Source organism: Kaustia mangrovi (genome assembly GCF_015482775.1).
GTDB classification, from domain to species: domain Bacteria; phylum Pseudomonadota; class Alphaproteobacteria; order Rhizobiales; family Im1; genus Kaustia; species Kaustia mangrovi.
Map to the genome: position 1 here is coordinate 3,070,054 of NZ_CP058214.1, position 17,892 is coordinate 3,087,945.

Annotated in this window: 18 protein-coding genes, 1 tRNA gene and 1 pseudogene; 11 read left to right on the top strand and 9 right to left on the bottom strand. The window is 65.8% G+C overall.

All coding sequences use genetic code 11. The annotated features are described in order from the left end of the window. Positions 1–136: 136 nt before the first annotated feature. Both HW532_RS14250 and HW532_RS14255 read left to right on the top strand, forming a co-directional pair. On the top strand, positions 137–844 hold the full coding sequence (locus HW532_RS14250) for a pirin family protein (protein ID WP_213161103.1): 708 nt from the start codon (positions 137–139) through the stop codon (positions 842–844). Between the two features lie 57 nt (positions 845–901). Continuing rightward, positions 902–1,474: an NADPH-dependent FMN reductase gene (locus tag HW532_RS14255; protein ID WP_213161104.1), complete on the top strand. Its 573-nt coding sequence runs from the start codon at positions 902–904 to the stop codon at positions 1,472–1,474. A gap of 88 nt (positions 1,475–1,562) precedes the next feature. Here HW532_RS14255 and HW532_RS14260 read toward each other — a convergent pair whose 3' ends face one another. The 3 genes from HW532_RS14260 to msrA all read right to left on the bottom strand — a co-directional run bounded on the left by HW532_RS14260 (position 1,563) and on the right by msrA (position 3,854). Then, positions 1,563–2,327 carry an outer membrane protein gene (locus HW532_RS14260; protein WP_213161105.1) on the bottom strand — a complete coding sequence of 255 codons (765 nt, stop codon included), beginning with the start codon at positions 2,325–2,327 and terminating at the stop codon, positions 1,563–1,565. Between the two features lie 178 nt (positions 2,328–2,505). Next, positions 2,506–3,192, bottom strand: coding sequence for a 2OG-Fe(II) oxygenase (locus tag HW532_RS14265; protein ID WP_213161106.1), 687 nt, complete (start codon positions 3,190–3,192; stop codon positions 2,506–2,508). Continuing rightward, complete coding sequence (gene msrA / locus HW532_RS14270; RefSeq protein ID WP_213161107.1) at positions 3,189–3,854, bottom strand: peptide-methionine (S)-S-oxide reductase MsrA; 666 nt, start codon at positions 3,852–3,854, stop codon at positions 3,189–3,191. The genes HW532_RS14265 and msrA overlap by 4 nt, the downstream gene beginning before the upstream one ends. Positions 3,855–4,016: 162 nt before the next feature. On the opposite strand from msrA, the gene HW532_RS14275 reads away from it, so the two are divergent. After that, positions 4,017–4,107, top strand: a tRNA-Ser gene (locus HW532_RS14275). 328 nt (positions 4,108–4,435) lie between these two features. Beyond that, positions 4,436–6,067, top strand: coding sequence for a hypothetical protein (locus HW532_RS14280; RefSeq protein WP_246479096.1), 1,632 nt, complete (start codon positions 4,436–4,438; stop codon positions 6,065–6,067). 210 nt (positions 6,068–6,277) lie between these two features. On the opposite strand, the gene HW532_RS14285 is transcribed toward HW532_RS14280, so the two are convergent. Then, on the bottom strand, positions 6,278–7,417 hold the full coding sequence (locus tag HW532_RS14285; protein ID WP_213161109.1) for a DSD1 family PLP-dependent enzyme: 1,140 nt from the start codon (positions 7,415–7,417) through the stop codon (positions 6,278–6,280). Between the two features lie 201 nt (positions 7,418–7,618). After that, entirely contained in the window at positions 7,619–8,317 is a 699-nt protein-coding gene (locus HW532_RS14290; RefSeq protein WP_213161110.1) for a winged helix-turn-helix transcriptional regulator, read from the bottom strand. 186 nt (positions 8,318–8,503) lie between these two features. Between HW532_RS14290 and HW532_RS14295 the strand changes: the two genes are divergently transcribed. From HW532_RS14295 to HW532_RS14310, 4 genes are all read left to right on the top strand, one after another. After that, positions 8,504–8,725, top strand: a complete 222-nt coding sequence (locus HW532_RS14295) for a tautomerase family protein (protein WP_213161111.1) — start codon at positions 8,504–8,506, stop codon at positions 8,723–8,725. Between the two features lie 39 nt (positions 8,726–8,764). After that, positions 8,765–9,166: a group I truncated hemoglobin gene (locus HW532_RS14300; RefSeq protein ID WP_213161112.1), complete on the top strand. Its 402-nt coding sequence runs from the start codon at positions 8,765–8,767 to the stop codon at positions 9,164–9,166. A 49-nt stretch (positions 9,167–9,215) separates the two neighbouring features. After that, positions 9,216–9,584, top strand: coding sequence for a cupin domain-containing protein (locus HW532_RS14305; protein ID WP_213161113.1), 369 nt, complete (start codon positions 9,216–9,218; stop codon positions 9,582–9,584). 519 nt (positions 9,585–10,103) lie between these two features. After that, positions 10,104–11,438 carry a sodium-dependent transporter gene (locus HW532_RS14310; protein WP_213161114.1) on the top strand — a complete coding sequence of 445 codons (1,335 nt, stop codon included), beginning with the start codon at positions 10,104–10,106 and terminating at the stop codon, positions 11,436–11,438. 211 nt (positions 11,439–11,649) lie between these two features. Here the strand turns inward: HW532_RS14310 and HW532_RS14315 are convergent, their stop codons facing one another. Beyond that, on the bottom strand, positions 11,650–12,519 hold the full coding sequence (locus HW532_RS14315) for a branched-chain amino acid aminotransferase (protein ID WP_213161115.1): 870 nt from the start codon (positions 12,517–12,519) through the stop codon (positions 11,650–11,652). 336 nt (positions 12,520–12,855) lie between these two features. Between HW532_RS14315 and HW532_RS14320 the strand changes: the two genes are divergently transcribed. The 3 genes from HW532_RS14320 to HW532_RS14330 all read left to right on the top strand — a co-directional run bounded on the left by HW532_RS14320 (position 12,856) and on the right by HW532_RS14330 (position 15,126). Further along, entirely contained in the window at positions 12,856–13,683 is an 828-nt protein-coding gene (locus HW532_RS14320) for a helix-turn-helix transcriptional regulator (RefSeq protein WP_213161116.1), read from the top strand. Positions 13,684–13,817: 134 nt separating this feature from the next. Beyond that, complete coding sequence (locus tag HW532_RS14325; protein WP_213161117.1) at positions 13,818–14,630, top strand: fumarylacetoacetate hydrolase family protein; 813 nt, start codon at positions 13,818–13,820, stop codon at positions 14,628–14,630. 34 nt (positions 14,631–14,664) lie between these two features. Continuing rightward, positions 14,665–15,126, top strand: coding sequence for a YbaK/EbsC family protein (locus HW532_RS14330; protein ID WP_213161118.1), 462 nt, complete (start codon positions 14,665–14,667; stop codon positions 15,124–15,126). Positions 15,127–15,687: 561 nt separating this feature from the next. Here the strand turns inward: HW532_RS14330 and HW532_RS22460 are convergent. The 3 genes and pseudogenes from HW532_RS22460 to HW532_RS14345 all read right to left on the bottom strand — a co-directional run. Beyond that, a pseudogene (locus HW532_RS22460) lies at positions 15,688–16,491 on the bottom strand (RNA polymerase sigma factor); the annotation flags it as partial. A gap of 153 nt (positions 16,492–16,644) precedes the next feature. Continuing rightward, positions 16,645–17,067, bottom strand: a complete 423-nt coding sequence (locus HW532_RS14340; RefSeq protein ID WP_213161119.1) for a YciI family protein — start codon at positions 17,065–17,067, stop codon at positions 16,645–16,647. A gap of 159 nt (positions 17,068–17,226) precedes the next feature. Then, positions 17,227–17,892, bottom strand: a complete 666-nt coding sequence (locus tag HW532_RS14345; protein WP_213161120.1) for a potassium channel family protein — start codon at positions 17,890–17,892, stop codon at positions 17,227–17,229.

Below are 17,892 nucleotides of genomic sequence, written 5' to 3' on the forward strand. Positions count from 1 at the left end.
GGCTCCATTTGTCGCGTTTTTCGCAACAGTCTGTCGATATCTGTCCATGTTGCCACATTCGCCGCAACAATTACATCTGGTCCCGAACAGCGCGCCGCACCGATGGCCGGTTGGCGGCGCGAAGGAGGACAGGACGATGATCACCATTCGCAAGAGCGCAGAGCGCGGCCAGGCCGATTTCGGCTGGCTCCGGACGAGCCATTCCTTCTCCTTCGGCTCCTATCACGATCGCGACCATATGGGCTTCGGCCCCTTGCGGGTCATCAACGAGGACCATGTCGCGCCCGGCTCGGGCTTCGACATGCACGGCCACAAGGACATGGAGATCGTGACCTACGTGCTGTCGGGCGCGCTGGAGCACAAGGATTCGCTCGGCTCCGGCTCCGTCATCCGCCATGGCGACGTGCAGCGCATGACGGCCGGGCGCGGCATCCGGCACGCGGAGTTCAATCCCTCGCTGGACGAGCCCGTCCACCTGCTCCAGATCTGGATCCTGCCGGAGCGGGTCGGGCTGGAGCCGTCCTATGAGGAGAAGCGCTTCTTCGCCGACGACGGTGAGGCGGGCGTGAGGCTCGTCGCCGCGCCCGACGGCCGCGACGGCGCGCTCGCCATCCACCGCGACGCCGAGATCGGCGCCGCCCGCCTGAAGGCCGGGGAGACGCTCGACCATGCCTTCGCGCCCGGACGCATCGGCTGGCTTCAGGTCGCGCGCGGCAGAGTGGATCTCGACGGCACGCCGCTTCGCGCCGGCGACGGCGCGGGCATCTCCGGGCAGGACCGTATCGCGGTCCGCGCGCTGGAGGATACGGAGTTCCTGCTTTTCGACATGGCCGGCCAGACCTGAGACGGTGGACCCGGCCGCCTTGACCACCCGACAGCGAACCAGACGGGAGACAGTCCAATGAGCACCCAGACCCCTTTCAAGATCATCGCCCTGTCCGGCAGCCTTCGCGCGGGCTCCTACAACACGGCATTGCTTCATGCCGCGCTGGAGCTCGCGCCGGCGGGCCTCGACATCGAGATCGCCGATATCTCCGACATTCCCTTCTACAATGGCGATGTGCAGGCCAGGGGCTTCCCGGCGCCCTTGGAGGCGCTCGGCGCGAAGATCGCTGACGCCGACGCTGTGCTGTTCGCGACGCCGGAATACAACTACTCCGTCCCCGGCGTGCTCAAGAACGCCATCGACTGGCTGTCCCGCCTCAACCCGCAGCCGCTGGAGAACAAGCCCATCGGCATGGTCGGCGCCTCCATGGGCAATATGGGGACATCGCGGGCGCAGTATCATCTGCGCCAGATCCTCGTCTTCCTCAATGCGCCGGCGATGAACCGGCCGGAGGTCTTCGTCGGCGCGGCGCACACGAAGTTCGACGAGGCGGGCAAGCTCGTGGACGGGGATACGAGGAAGTTCTTCGCCGACTATCTCTCCGCCTTCGAGGCATGGGTCGGCAAGGCCAAGGCGCTCGCGGCCTGACCGGAGCGCCCGCCATGGACGCACGGGGGACGGGCCCGGCCGCTTGCGCCGGGCCCCATGCGTGCGTCCGGTCGGCGGGCCGGCCCGCTCAGAAGCCGGAGAAGTGGTAGGTCACGCCGGCCACGATATTGTGCGAGTAGAAGTCGTCCTTCACCTTCGCGGAGGCGGAGTTCGGGCCGAAGGAGGTGTCGTCGGACGCCTTGACGTCGAGCACGCCGCGGAACCGGTAGCTCAGATCGAGGTCGACGGTGTTCGTCACGGCATATTTCATGCCCGCGCCGAGCTGGAAGCCGAAGCCGACATTGCTGTCGTCGACCAGCTTCATGTCGTCGGCCTTGACGCTCACATCGGTGAAGCCGAGGCCCGCGCCGCCGCCGATATAGGGGCGCAGCGCGCCGGTGTGGTTGAAGTCGTACCACAGATTGGCGAGCACCATGACCGTGCCGCTGTCGCCGCCCACGCTGTCGGAGATGTGCTCGGAGCCGCCGGGATCGGTGTACTTGCCCTTGGCCTTGTCGAAGTCGTTCTCGCTGTAGGAGAGCTCCACCTCGCCGCGCATGGCGCCGAAGCTGCGCCCGACCGCGCCGCCGACGATGAAGCCCATATCGCTGGTGAGCTTGCCGTCGAAGGCGTAGTCCTCCGCGTCGATCTCCGCGGAGCCCTTGGCGTCGACATCCTCCATGAAGCTCGCGCCGCCGAAGGCCGCTACATACCAGGGATTGAAGGGCTCGGGCGCGGGCGGGGCCGGAGGAGCCGGCGGGGCCGGAGCATACATGTCGGCGGCGAAGGCCACCTGCGCACCGGCCAGAAGCAGTGCGATCACGGACGCGCCGGCAATGAGGGTGTTACGCATTGGATACTGTCCCCTACTCGGACGATTGTGTTCGGTCCGGGGCCTCGGCGGCCCCCGGGGCGGAGCGTGCCGCCATCCTTGAGGGCGATCTTTCGCGGGGACTCTTTAACGGACCCTTTCCGTGCGCCCGCCAGGCCGGCGACAGGCCCGGCGGGCGCGCGGATTCATGGTCCCATGTTTAACAAAGGCTTATGCGCGGCGGGTCGATCCGGCCGCCCTGCATCTGGTTGACGCGCCACCAGCCGGCGACCGACAGGCGCTGGCGCCCGGCGGGGCGGACCTCGTGCGGGATCTCCTCCGACAGCATCGCGACCACCGTGCCCGCGCGCGGCAGGACCTCCGCAACGGGGGCCGCGGCGGCATCCCCGCCGGTGCCCGCCGGCCAGATGGCGAGCGTGCCGCCATCGCCGGCCTGCCAGTCCGCATTGAGGTAGGCGACGAGCGAGACGACGCGGTTGCGCCGGCCGCGGAAGGAATCCAGGTGGCGCGCATAGAACCCGCCCGCATCGTAGACGGCGAACTGGGCCTCGAACTCGAAGACGCCGAGGAACAGGCGCCGGTTGATCTCCTGGCGCAGGCGCTCCGCCTCCTCCAGGAACTGCCCCTGCGCCGGGCTCGACCCGTCGAACCAGCAGATGCGCGCGCGCCGCACCGTGCGGTCGACCGCATAGTCGCGCTTGCGGCCCACGCCGCCCGTATCGGTCTGGCGCGCCCGGTCGCGCTCCAGCGCCTCGCGGGCGAGCGCGGAGACGAGATCGGCGTCGAGGAAATCGGGGGCGACCGCGAAGCCCTGCTCGGCCAGCGTCTCCACGAGGGCGGCGACCCTGTTCGCGCCCGGCCCGGCCGGGCCGGGGCCGGTCGTCACTGGGCGGCCCTCACGCCGGTGCCCACGGGGCAGGCGACGCCGGTGCCGGCGAGGCCGCAATAGCCCGACGGGTTCTTGGCGAGATATTGCTGATGGTAGTCCTCGGCGAAATAGAACGGCCCGGCGGCGGCGATCTCGGTGGTGATGGGCCCGAGGCCGCGCGCCTTCAGCGCCGCGCCATAGGCCGCGCTGGAGGCCTCCGCCTCCTGCCTCTGGGCCTCGCTCGTCCAGTAGATGGCGGAGCGGTACTGGGTGCCCACATCGTTGCCCTGGCGCATGCCCTGCGTCGGGTCGTGGGCCTCCCAGAAGGTCTTCAGGAGCGTGTCGTAGGAGATGCGGGCCGGATCGTAGACCACGAGCACGACCTCCGCATGGCCGGTGAGGCCGGTGCAGGTCTCCTCATAGGTCGGGTTGGGTGTTATCCCGCCCGCATAGCCGGCGGCCGTGACCCAGACGCCGTCGAGCTCCCAGAACAGCCGTTCCGCGCCCCAGAAGCACCCCAGCCCGAAGACCGCCGTCTCTGAGCCATCCGGATAGGGGCCCTTGAGGGGGTGGCCGGACACGTAATGGCGCTCCGCCGTCGCAATCGGCGTGTCGCGCCCCGGCAGGGCATCCTCCCTGGCCGGAAGTCCGGCGGGTTTGCTGCGAAAGAACGAAGCCATGGCGACCCTGTCCCGCTTGTTGGAAACCGCCTCCTGATATGGCGATTGCGGCCATCGCGTACAAGCCGGCCGCCGGCCTTGGCCCGCGTTTGTGCAATGCCGTCCGATCGCCCTTGCATGGCGGTTGGCGATGAGTATAGTGCCCCGCACATTCCGCGAGCCGGAGGGATGGCCGAGCGGTCGAAGGCGCACGCCTGGAACGCGTGTATACGGTAACCCCGTATCGTGGGTTCGAATCCCACTCCCTCCGCCACTTTCTTCCTGAAAATTACCCACTATAGTGCAATATTCCTGCCGATCACCACACTTGCACCAAGCGAGGCTGAGAGCCGTCGTTTCTACGCTGCAGTCTGATAATGTTGAAGATTAGCAAAGACAGCCTACGACCTCATCTCGACCGTTCCGCTTCCCACTGTCGCTGCCAAAACCTGCCGCCCGTCCCGCTGTAGACGGGCGCGAACCACCAAGCGTCTGTCAATGGAATGACCTAGCGGCACGACTCTGCCATAATCACGAAAATGAAGACTGGACGGAATGAGCTGTGCCCGTGCGGGAGCGGCAAGAAGTTCAAGAAGTGCTGTTTGAATGCCACCAAACCGGGCGCGCGGCGCGCGCCTACGCCTGAACGCGATCCCGCCGTCTTAGCGCGGGCGCGAGCCATACTGCGACAGCATCAGGCCGCGGAGAACGTGCGCCAGCAGCAGCAAGGCCACGGCAACCCCATCGTGTCGTGGATGGATGAGGCGAACGGCTTCCGATTCGTGGCGGTGAAGCAGACGGTTTACTGGGGAAGGAACTGGTTCATCTTCCCCAACTTCCTCGACTACTTCATGAAGAAAACGCTCGACCATGAATGGGGCGAGCGCGAGCGCAGCAAGGGTCAGCATCCGCTTTTCCGCTGGCTGCAAAAGACTCAAGCATACAGCAACCAGAAGCCCGGCGAGCCGAAGGTGAAGACCATTGTGATGATGGGCTTCATCGCGTGCTGGCTGCACCTGGCCTATACGCTCTACCTGATCGCCCACCACGACGAAATTCCCGAGCCGCTGCTCAAGCGGCTGCGCGATCCCGTCAGCTTCATGCCCGCCTATTACGAGGCTATCGTGGGTGCGGCCTTGGCCGTCGCGGGCATGGAGATTTCCTGCGCGGAGACTAAGGCCGGATCGATGCCGACGCCGGAGTTCAGGGCGAAGTCCAAGGCGTCGGGAAAGACCTATGAGATCGAAGCCAAGCGCAAGAACGGCTGGAAAGCGCCCACGGGGGATGTGACGAACGCGGAGTTTCTGCGCGAATTGGAAGTCTATGTGCGCAACCAGATTTACAACGCGTCGAAGAAGAAGCTCACGAATCCGGTCTATTGGTTTGAGCTGAGCATCCCCACCATGATGGCCGAGGCCGACTGGCGCGCCGTCGCCGAAAAGGCCGAAGCTGCGATCCGCGATGCGGAGAACAGCATGACGGTGGACGGCCAGCCGATCGCGCCCGCCTATGTCGTCATCACCAACCACACGTTCCTCGCCGACGAAGACGTGACGGGCCACCCGTGCTTCGGCTTCCTGCAAACCATCAAGATTGACGACTACCCTTTCGGGCGGCCATTGGAGATCGAAGCCGCGCTTGAGGGCTACGATAAGCACCGCGACATTTTCTGGCTCATGGAAGCGTGGAAGAAGGCCAGCACCGTGCCGACCACCTTCGACGGCTCGCCGCCTGAGTTGCTCGACAGCGACGGCAAACCGCAGCGCACGGTCAAGCTCGGCGACATGATCGAGGTGCCCGACATAGACGGCAAGACCGTCCGCGCGACGGTGGAAGAAATCAGTTCATGGGGCGAAGACAAGGCTATGCTTGCTGTCGGCGCGAATGGTCGCCACTGGCTCGTGGAAATGCCGCTGACAGCAGGTGAAGCGCAGGCCGCGCGCCGCTACACGGATGCAGTGTTCGGCAAAGATAACGCCTCGCACGGACTGCGCGATGACGATCCCTTCGATCTCTACGACTGGCTGCTGCAGGCGCACGCCAACATGACGCAGCAACAGGTGGACAAGTTCTTCGAGAAAAATCCCACCCTCGGTCACTATCAGGGCCTCCCCCTGAAAGAAGCGCGCGTTCGCGTCGCCCGCGAATACACGAAGTGGACATGGGTGCGCAGCCAGCAGGACAAGGCTGCCAAGTCGCAGCAGGCCACCGCCCCAAATGAAACGGTGTCGTGAATGGCAGCTATCCCAGCCTCATCACCTGAAAGCCGCCTGTCCCCTTCCCACCCATGGAAGCCATTCGCTCTTGCCTCAATTTTGGAGGACTATAGCGTAGATGTAGTTCTCCGTTTCTTCGTCTTAGACTTGCCATAAATATTTGTTTTCATTCGTCTTTCGAAAGGTGTCCGAGCTCTCGGTACGGGCCGGGCGCGTTACGCGAAGGCTTCAGAAGAGCTTTCCACGGGCGGTCACCGGCCAGATCGCTTCCACCCGCTCGCCCCGCACGGCGACATACGAGTCGTACAGGTTGCAGGTGGGATCGCAGTGCCCCGGCACGAGCCTCACTTGATCGCCGAGGTCGAGCATGCGGTCCGGATCGTCCAGGACGCCATGTTCGTCCGAGGCCTGCAGGTAGCTCACCCCCGGCCTCTCGACACGCGGCAGTCCGCTGTCGACGGCAAGCGCCTTCAGGCCGGCATCGCAGACCGGCCTGCCGGCAATCGCGGCGCTCATCACTCCGGCCAGGACAAACAGGGAATTCTCCATTCCGCCCAGCCGTCCGCCGTCCTCTTCTTCCACGCGATCGTAGTGGGCATCCATGAAGATGAACGATCCGCACTGGAGCTCGTTGATGACCCCGAGGGAGGCGTCCAGAACAAACGACCCCGTCCCGGCGCCGCCTATCGTGCGGCATTCGATACCGGCGGCTGCGAGCATTTCGACGGTGGTGCGGGTCGCCCGGGCGGCAGCGTCGGCCGACTGGCGTCGTTCGACAGGGTTCTCGATGTGCTGAAGACTGCCCTGATAGGCTTGCAGGCCCTCGAACCGGAGCGCCGGCGCCTGTTCCACTGCGCGCGCGAGATCTGCCGCGGCAGCGCCGGGCGCCACGCCGCACCGATGCGCTCCGCAATCGATCTCGACCAGGATCTCCAGCGTACTGCCATGGCGCCGAGCGGCGTGGGACAGGTCGCGGACGGACCGAATGTCGTCGACACAGACGACGATCCGTGCCTTTGCGGCCAGCCGGGCGAGACGGTCGACACGCGCCTCGCCCCAGACCTCGTTGGAGACGAGGATGTCGGTGATCCCGGCCCGGACAAAGGCCTCCGCCTCGGAAACCTTCTGGCAGCAGATGCCGCATGCGCCGCCCTCGGCAATCTGCATCCGGGCGATATCGGCCGATTTGTGCGTCTTTGCGTGAGCGCGCAGCCGCAAGCCCGTGCGCGCGATGAAATCGCGCATGCGCCGCAGGTTGCGCTCGAACCGGTCGAGGTCGACGATCAGCGCCGGGGTCAATACCTCGTCGATCCGCTGGCCGGGGCGCGCCGGGATGTCGTAGCCGACGTCGAGTGTGTCAAAGTCCATCGTTTGCCTGCTTTCGGTCGGAGTTGGCGGCAGTGGCCGGAGACATGCGGGCGCATCGCGCGGTCTTGTCGGTCACGCGAGCATGCGGTGAAGCCGGTGCGCGCTCAAGCCCTTCTTCGAGGCGGACAATATCGCCATACGGTTTCGGCCGGGAACGTCGGTTCTCCCGGCACTTTCGCTGTTTGCCCGGCGGCGCGGCGTTCAGCTTGCCAGCTTGTCCTGTTTGGCAAAGGGGCTGAGCCCCAGCCACGACTGCATGGTGCTTGCCAGCTCGGCGTGGCCCGTCATGCGCAGCATGCCGTCGTCAACCGCGCGGGCCACGGTCTTCAGGCCCATCCAGATCTCGGTCATGGTGCGCAGATCGACATGGACGAACAGGTCCACGTCGAAACCCGGATCGACGTGGCAGAGATCGACCGTGCGGTCGGGATCGACGATCAGCCACCATTTGCGTTGCGACGGAGGCAGCTCCGGATAGAGGAACTCGATCACGGTGCGCCGGGACGGCACCGGCTCGGTGTCGAGGTTTCGTCGCATGTCCCACATGAGGAGTTCCGGGTCGAGGTTGTCCAGCGACGGTTCGGCCTCCACCCATTTCTGGCCCCACATGCCGATCGCCTCGATCACCGGCTGCAGATCGCGGCCGGCCTTCGTCAGGCGATAGGCGTCGATTTCGGGCATCTCCGACAGCGTCTCGCGCTTCACGATCCCTGCCGCCTCCAGCTCGGAGAGGCGTTTCGACAGCAGCGCCGGCGACATGCGCGGCACGCCGCGCCGCAACTCGTTGAACCGCGTGGAGCCGGCGACAAGCTCGCGCAGAAGCACAACCGTCCAGCGGGTGCAGAGGATTTCGGCCGCCATGGCGACGGGGCAGAACTGCCTGTAGCTCGCATTGGTCATCTTGGCCTCCCGTCTTGAAGGTCGGCCCACGCTAGCAATCCCATGCCGGTCCGCTCCAGTTCAGAAACTGTATCGGGCGGGATTCAGTTCCAGTACTGGCGAGCCGCCGGCCGGGGACGGCAGTCTGCCCCGCGTCGGATCGTACCGACGATGACGTGAAGACGGTCGAACCCAAGGGAGGACGACATGCCGCTGGTGGATATTCAGGTGATCGAGGGCGTCTTTGACGCCGACCAGAAACGCCGGATGATCGAGGAGGTGACCGAGACGATGGTTGGCATCGAGGGCGAGGCGATGCGCGGCGTGACCTGGGTCCGCCTCCAGGAGATCGCGAGCGGAGAATGGGCAATCGGCGGCAAGCCGATGACCGCCGCGGATGTGAAGGGTGCGCAGAAGCGGCCGGCCTGAGCCTCGCCCACGGTCCCGATCACATCGGTAAGGAACCCCATGACGACCACAATCGCCGAACAGTTGAGTACCGTGTCGCTCTACGAGAGGCTGGGCGCGTCCGCCGGGATCCGGCGGATCGTCGACGGGATGGTCGATGCGCATCTGGAGAACCCGGTCATCCGGGCGCGCTTCCAGCCCTATCTGAACGATCCCGAGCGCGTCGAAGAAATCAAGCGGCACATCTGTGCGTTCTTCGAGATGCGTGCGGGCGGTCCCGGACCCTACCGGGGCCGATGCATGGTCGAGGCTCACCGGGGCATGAACATCGCCGAGGCGGAGTACGTGGCCGCGGTCGACGACATCCTCGGCACCATGCGGGCGCTCGGACACCGCGAGGAGGAGAGGGCGGAGGTTCTCGCGATGCTCTACGGGCTCAAGGACGAGATCATCCGGGTCTGAGCGGCGCGGCCGCTGGGACTGCCAAATCGATATCCGAAAGGAGGCAAGTATGACGGACGCTGCGATCGAGACACGGCGTTTCGAGAGCGCCGACGACAGGCTCGACATGAAGGAGAATGGCGGCATCGACATCGTCAGGATGAGGGACGGGACGACCGGCATGTACGCGGTGTTCGAGCCGGGCTGGACATGGGAGAAGGACGAAAAGCCGCTGCTCGGGTCGCCCGGCTCCTGCCCGATGCGCCACAAGGGTTACTGCATCGCCGGCAGGCTGGTCGTCCGCATGGTCGAGACGGGTGTCGAAACCCCGATCTCGGCTGGCGACTTCTTCGAGATCCCGCCTGGACACGACGCCTATGTGGATGGTCCCGACCGGGTCGAGATGGTCTTGTTCGAGGCTCCGCAGGAAGAGCAGTAGGGACCGGGCCGGGTGGCGGGCGGCACGCAGAAGAGCCGCCAGGGCGGAGCGTTGAGCGGTCCGCCACCCCCCGATAGCGGCCCTGCGCAAAACCGGTATTCGCCGTGATCCACGCGGCGCGCCTTGTGTGCTTCACAGGGCCCCCAGCCTTTTCTACCAGTATCCGCGCGCCGGCCGATGGCCAGGGACGGCCTCTGCGCCGTTATCCCGTCCTGGAACGCGCGGCTCTCCCTCCCGCCGTTCGGATGGCGGCTCTCCCGGATTGCAGCGATATCGAGACCCTGATGGCGTTCGGATCCTGGCAAGGCCCGGGGGCTGCATTCCGAGCCATGCACAGCCGTTCAAGAAGCCCCGTTTTTCCCGGACTAGGTTGCCTCGTTGAAGTCCTTGGGGGCGTCCATGGATGATGAGCCGCAAACGGTCTGATGCAGACCTGGCTGCAAGGGGGGCAAGGCCTTCGGATGCGGTCGTGCGGACGCATAGGCACGCCTGGTTCAACGATAAAAAGGGAAGGGCAATATGGCATCGGAACGTGAACACTGGTCATCGAGACTTGGCTTTATCCTCGCGGCGGCGGGCTCGGCCGTCGGGCTCGGGAATATCTGGCGCTTTCCCTATGTTACGGGGGAAAACGGCGGTGCCGCATTCCTGATCATCTATCTGTCGATCGTGTTCTCGATCGGCTTTTCGGTCGTCATCGCCGAACTGATCATCGGGCGCGCGACCCAGCTCAATCCCGTCGGAGCGTTCAAGAGACTGGCTGGCGGCGTGTGGCCCGTTGCGGGCTATGTCGGCATAGCGACCGCATTCGTGATCCTGTCCTTTTATTGCGTGATCGCGGGCTGGACGCTCGCCTACATGGTCAAGTCGATAACCGGCACCGTGCTGTCGAGCGACATCGACCAGGTGGGCGCCACGTTCAGCACCTTCATTTCGGATCCGTTCGAGCCGGTGATCTACACGGCAATCTTCGCCGCGCTCAGCGTCCTCGTTGTCCTGCGCGGCGTCACCCATGGCATTGAACGTGCGGCGCGCTACCTGATGCCCGCGCTCCTGGTGATTCTGCTCGTCCTGGTTGGCCGCTCCGTCACGCTGGAGGGAGCCTCGGCCGGAATCGCCTTCTTTCTGCAACCCGATTTCTCGAAGGTCACATGGGGGACGCTGTTTGCCGCACTGGGCCAGGCGTTCTTCTCCCTGTCGCTCGGCATGGGGGCGATGATCACATACGGGTCATATCTGCGTCCGCATGACGGTATATTCGGATCGGCCCTGTGGGTGACCGTGATCGACACCTCGGTGGCCGTCCTCGCCGGCCTCGTTATCCTGCCGGCCGTGTTCGCATTCGGCGCCGAGCCGTCAGCGGGGCCCGGGCTGACCTTCATCACGCTGCCATCCATTTTCGCCCAAATGCCTTTGGGCGAGGTCTTTGCCATATTGTTCTTCTTTCTGCTCGTGATCGCGGCGTTGACGAGTGCCGTCTCGCTGCTCGAGGTCGTTGTGGCCTATTTCGTCGACGAGTTCTCGGCAAACCGGATCAATACCACCATGATCGTCGGTGCGTTCACCTTCGTGGTCGCCGTGCCGTCGTCGCTCAGCCTGGGAGTATGGTCGGGCTATACGATCGCGGGAAAGGGCGTTCTCGATGCGCTCGATTTTCTGACCAACAACATCACCATGCCGGTCGGCGGATTGTTGATTGCACTGTTCGTGGGGTGGGTGATCAAGCCCGAGATTGTGCGGGATCTGGTGGAGGACTCGAAGATTCCGCCAATCGTGGTGGCCGCGTGGCGGATCGTGATCCGCTTCGTGGCGCCGGTCGCTATCGCGACGATTCTGGTCAATGGCCTGGTCTGAGCGTCGACGTCGGGCGACAAGCTTGAGGAGCGTCGATCAGGTTTACGGAAGTCTATCCGGCGTTGACGATGTCGCTGCTGCATGCGCCGGGTCGGATCGAGGAGACGGGGCCGCACATCTGTCGCCGTGTCTCCTCGATGCTTCTACGGGCGTGCCGGAGGCCGATGAAGAGCCGCCCGTCGCGGCAGTCGCCCCCGAGCCGGGCGCGCCATCACATGGTCGCGGCGGTGGATCTGGCGAAATCCCAATAGAGCGACCGGGCCCGGGTCGTCACCGGGCCGGTGTCCAGTGCGCGGTCCTGATAGCGATTGACGGGCATCACCTTGGCGATGTTGCCGGTCAGGAAAATCTCGTCGGCATTGTCGAAATCGGCGAGGGACATCGTCGTCTCGACCACCTCGACGCCATCGGCGCGAAGCAGCTTTATGACCCGCTGCCTGGTCAGTCCGTTCAGGAAGCAGCCATTGGGAACCGGCGTGAAGACGACACCGTCCGTGACGGCGAATGCGTTCATGCTGGCGGTCTCCGCGACGTTGCCATCCGCGTCCAGCGACAGCGCGTTGGAAAAGCCGCGCGCGCGTGCGTCGGTCAGGATCCGGCCGTTATTGGGATAGAGCGACCCCGTCTTGGCGCCGGTGACCGCCATGTCCTGGCGCGGCCGCCGATAGGGCGACACGGTCAGGGAATAGGCGCCGGTTTGCGGCATGGGCATGTCCTCGATGCAGATCGCGAAGCCGGTGGACTCCGGGTCGAGATCGAGCACGCCGGCGCCGCCATCGCACGACCACATCATCGGCCGGATGTAGAGCGTGGCATCGCGCGCGAAGCGGTCGAGCCCCTTGCGCACCTGCGCTTCGATCTCCTCGGCCGAGACGGGCGAGACCATGCCCATGACCTCGGCCGAGTGGACCAGCCGCGCGCAATGGAGATCGAGATCGGGGGTCGTGCCTTCGAATTGCCGTGCCCCGTCGAAGATCTGGGTCCCGAGCCAGGCGGCATGGTCCGCCGCCCGCATGATCGGGACATTGCCATCGATCCAGCGCCCGTCGAAATAGGTTGCTATTGTCTTGCCAATGGCCATGCGAAGCTCCGCTCGTCTCTGTTCGTCGGTGTGCTTGCTGGATACGCGCCGGGACCTCCGGGGGTCTTGAACGATTGTGCGCCATGTCCGGCGCGCGGCGGCCGGTGTGCATCGCTCTGCGGCGGTCGTGCCGGCAGACGCGACGCTTCAAACCGAATGAACATTGCACTATCCTTTCCCGCAGAAGCCTTGGCGTTCCCTGGAACAGGGGAGCGGGCATTGCGGAAACACGGCCACTTCCGTCCCGACGACATCGACGATTGCCGTTTGCGGGGGGCTGCTTGATGCCTCGATGCATTCGCTGGAGATGATTGGAACAACCGGAACCGCGATGAGATGCGCGCAGAATTCGACAGGCATCCCGGCGACAGGGTCCACACGCTCGATGACGGCAAGGCCGGTATCCGGCGGATGGAGGTGTTTCTCCATGGCGCGCCCTACTCGCTGCACCGCCATGACAGCTATGCGATCGGGGTGACGCTTGCCGGGCTTCAGTGCTTTTCCTATCGGGGGCGCCGGCACAGGGCCCGGCCCGGGCAGATCCACGTCCTTTTTCCCGACGAGCTGCACGACGGCGCGGCGGGAACCGAAACGGGCTTCGGCTATCGCATTGCCTATATCGATCCCGGTTTCCTGCAGCAGGCGCTGGGCGGGCGCGCATTGCCGTTCGTCCGCAACCCGGTGCTGACGGCGAATGCGGCCTGGGCCTCCATGCTTGACAAGCTTTGGGACCCGGAGCTTTGCAGCGACGAGGTCATGCGGACGGAATTTGCGGTCGAGGCGACAGACTGCCTCGAAGCCGCCGCCGGAAGCCGGTCGCCGGACCGCCCCGGTACCATTGCATTCGACCGCCTGCTTGAGGTGCGCGAGGCCATCGCGCAGGATCCGGTCCGGCGTCTCGACATGGCCGAACTCGAACGCCTTGCCGACATGGACCGTTGGAGCCTGGCGCGCGGCTTTCGCGCGGCATTCGGGACCAGCCCGAGCCGGTTCCGCATGATGCGGCAACTGGAACATGCGCGCGATCGCCTCGAGGCCGGCATGCCCCTGGCCGAGGCCGCGCTGGATGCCGGCTTTGCCGATCAAAGCCACATGACCAGACGGTTCCGCGACGCCTTCGGCATGTCGCCGCGCCAGTGGAGGCTGGCCAGCCGGACCGCCTGATCCCGGCGGGGCCGCGCCTCCCCCCAGAGACTCTTCACGCACAATCGTTCAAGACCGTCTGCAACGCCTTTCCTAGCCTTCGCGATCATTGCCGGATCGTCCGGCACAACCGATGTCGAAGGAAGGCTGAAGACATGGCGTCACAGACCGAAATCCAGAAATATGTCCGGTTCGAAACCGGCGGCCGCACCGCCTATGGCCGTTGGAAGGATGGCGTGATCGAGGAGCTCGAAGGCTCGATCTACGAGGGTGCCGCTCCTACGGGCGCGACCTTCCGCTTGGAGGATGTGCATCTGCTGGTTCCCTGCGAGCCGTCCAAGGTCATCGCGGTCGGCCTGAACTATGCCAGCCACCAACAATTCGTGACGTCGGCGGAAGGCGGCTTCACCGCTCCGGGCGGCAAGCCGCTCGACATGTCCAAACCGGTGATTTTCGCGAAGTTTCCCACCAGCCTGATCCCCGACGGCGCGGATATCGTCTTTCCGGACGGCGCGACCAATGTCCATTTCGAGGGTGAGCTGGCGCTTGTGATCGGAAAGAAGGCGAGCCGTGTCGGCGAAGCCGAGGCCAGGGACTACGTCTTCGGCGTTTCCATCTGCAACGATCTCGTCGACCGCGAATGGCTGTTGAACGACCTGCAATGGTTCCGTGCCAAGGGGTCCGACAATTTCGGTCCGATGGGGCCGGCCATCGTCACGGGGCTCGACTATTCCGATCTGCGTCTGCGCACGTGGGTCAATGGCGATCTGCGCCAGGATTCGTCCACCAGCGAACTGGTCTATTCGCCCGACAAGCTGCTCAGCTATGTCTCGCAGTTCGTGACACTGATGCCCGGCGACGTGATTTTCACCGGAACGCCGGGCCAGACGCAGGCGGTAACCCAGGGCGATACGATCGAAATCGAGATCGAGGGCGTTGGCCGCCTCTGCAATTCGATTGCCGCATGACCGCAGGACCTCGGAACATGACAGGAGGACAGCCGTGACACCCGAAGCAGTGCGGAAATATCTGGCCGAGCACGCGCCGGACCTTGAGCTCGTCGAACTGCCCGAAGCGCATACGACCGACTACATCTCGCGCGAATGGAAGGTTCTGCCTGCCCAGGTCGCCAAGACGCTGACGCTGCGGGTCGGCGGCGATGCGAAGATTGTCGTGACCTGCGGCGACTCGCGGCTCGACAACCGCAAGGTCAAGGATGTGCTCGGCGGCAAGGGCCGGATGATGCCGGGGCCGGAGGCCTCCGAGATCACCGGTCATCCGGTGGGCGGCATCACTCCGCTTTGCCTCGCCAGGCCTTTGCCGGTGTTTTTCGACGTTCAGCTGAAACGCTTCGACGAGGTGGTGACGGCAGCGTGCTCGACCCATGCGGCCATCCGCATCCCGCCCGAACGCTTTGCCGAGCTTGTCGACGCCACCTGGGTGGATATCTGCAGCGATCCATGACGCCTTGCGAGGCGTGCGGCAGGCAGCGCCGCGAGGCAGGAGGCGCGGCGGTCCGCAAGCGATGGCGTCGGTTATGGCGTGACCTTCGAGCGTCCGTCCGCCGTCAGCGTCCGCAGGCCATCGCGCGCTGAAGAAGGAAGGCCTTCTCTCGTGCGTTGCGCGTGAGGGCCGCGGCGCGCTCGAACGCGTCTCTGGCTTCGGCGAGCCGGCCGGCCCGGAAGAGGAAGTCCCCCTCGCGGCGGGAAGCGGCGCATAGCCGTCAAGCGCCGGGGCCCGTTCGATCTCGCCGAGCAGCGCCAGGCCGGCCTCCGGGCCGAAGGCCATGCTGTGGGCCACGGCCCGGTTGAGATCGACCACCGGCGAGGGCATGACCTCGCGCAGCGTGTCGTAGAGCGCCGCGATCCTCCTCCAGTCGGTGTCTTCCGCCGTGCGGGCCCTGGCATGGCAGGCGGCGAGCGCGGCCTGGAGGGTATAGGGTCCGGCGGCGCCGCCCAGCGCCTCGGCACGGTCGAGGGCGGCGAGGCCCCTGCCGATCAGCAACCGGTCCCAGTGGGCGCGGTTCTGTTCGGTCAGCGGGACGAGCGCGCCGTCCGGGCCCGTGCGCGCGGCAAGGCGCGACGCCTGGATCTCCATGAGCGAGAGAAGGCCGAAGACTTCCGGCTCGTCGGGGAGCGCGGCGGCCAGGATGCGGCCCAGGCGTTGGGCTTCCGCGCACAGGGCGGGCCGGATCAGGTCCTCGCCGGCGGTCGCCGCATAGCCCTCGTTGAAGATCAGATAGATCACCTCCAGCACGGAGGCGAGACGCTCCCTGCGATCCTCGCCGCGCGGCACCGCGAAGGTCAGGCCGGCAGTGCGGAGCGTCTTCTTGGCCCGGACGATGCGCTGCGCGATGGTCGCCTCCTTCGACAGGAAGGCGCGGGCGATCTCGTCCGTGGTCAGCCCGCCGATCAGGCGCAGCGTGATCGCCGCGCGGGCCTCCGGCGACACGATCGGGTGGCAGGCGGCGAAGATCAGGCCCAGGAGCTCGTCGCCGAGGTCGTCGTCGAGCGCCGTCTCGATGGCGTCGGCGGTCTCGCCGGTCCGCTCCTCGAGGTCGCGGCCGAGCTCGGCATGCTTGCGCGCGAGCATCCGGTCGCGGCGGAAGCCGTCGATGGCCCGGCGCCTGGCCGTGGCCATCAGCCAGGCGCCGGGATTGTCCGGGATACCGGTTTTCGGCCAGGCGTCGAGCGCCGTCACCAGCGCGTCCTGCGCCAGCTCCTCCGCCTGGTCGATGTCGCGCACCAGCCGGGCGAGCCCCGCAACGAGCCTTGCCCGCTCGATCCGGAAGACCGTCTCGATTGCCTTGTGCGTCTCGCTCGCCGCCATGGGCCCGGATTATAGCGCTTTCAGGAAAAGTGGAGACCACTTTTCCGGTTCGAAAGCGCGGCATTTCAGGGGCCGTGCCCATTGCGGGGCAAGCCGCGGCCGGCTTGCCGGGGGCGCTGGAGCGGGCCCGCCGGGCGCGAGGCCCGCATGGGCTCACCTGTTCTTGGTCTTGTCTTGGACCCGGCCGTGGATCGCCTCGGCGTCCGGCGTCATGATCTCCTCGAAGTCGGAGAGCTCGTACACCGGGCGGATCTCGATCTCGCTCGGGCCCGGCATCGGATTGGGGCAGCGCTTGACCCACTCCACGGCCTCCGCCATGTCCTTCACCTCCCACAGCCAGTAGCCGGCGACCAGCTCGCGGGTCTCCGCGAACGGCCCGTCGATGACGGCACGCCCGGGCCCGTCGAAGGCCACGCGCTTGCCTTGCGAGGACGGCTTCAGACCGTCGCCGGCCAGCATGATGCCGGCATTCACCAGCTCCTCGTTGTACTTGCCCATCTCCTCCAGCAGCGCCGACGATGGCATGATGCCTTCTTCGGAGTCTTTCGTCGCCTTCACGAAAACCATGACACGCATTGTCTTTCTCCCATGAATGATGAGTGAGGGAGGCCACCCTTGGTCCTCCTGCCCATACGACGAACGAGCGCCGGCGAGATCGACAGCTCGCGGAAATTTTTCTCGGAGGAGGCACGGTCGGCAGCCTGCTCCTCCTGCCGTGAGGCCTGGCGGCGGCGGTCAGCCGCGGTCTGCCTCGCTCGCATGCAGCCCGACCAGGCGCGACAGCAGGAGGACGGTGTAGAGAACGCCGAGGATCGCCTCGAAGGCGGCGAAGGCCTGGGCATAGAAGCCGGTCGGCGTGATGTCGCCATATCCCACCGTGGTCAGCGTGACATAGCTGTAATAGATCATCTGCTGCCAGGTGATCGCGGCCCCCGACGAGGTGGCGAACGATCCCGGCGCCAGCCATTCGATGGTCGCGAAGACCGCGGAGAAGGCGGAGCCGAGGACGAGATAGAGCGACGTCGCCGCCAGCACGACATCCGTCATCACGGTCCGCGCCTGGAAGGTGTAGCGCGCGAGCACGGCGATCATGACGCCGTGATAGGCCATGGAGGTCAGATAGACCGCGAGCGCCGCCGCCGGGCCCGGCGCGTAGGAATTGGCCAGCCCGGCGATGAAGACCGCGAGGCCGGACAGGGCCGCGCCCGTGCGGTACGCCCGGCTGGCGCTCAGCGCCCAGGTCCCGGCCACGAAGATCGTGGCATAGAAGAGATAGAACAGGGCCGGCCACGCGCCCCCGGCAGCCGACAGCGGATAGGTCAGATTGTGGATCAGGATCGCCGCCAGCAGCGCGCCGGTGGTGGCGACGCCGCGTGTGCGGGAACGGGCCGCGCGGTCCAT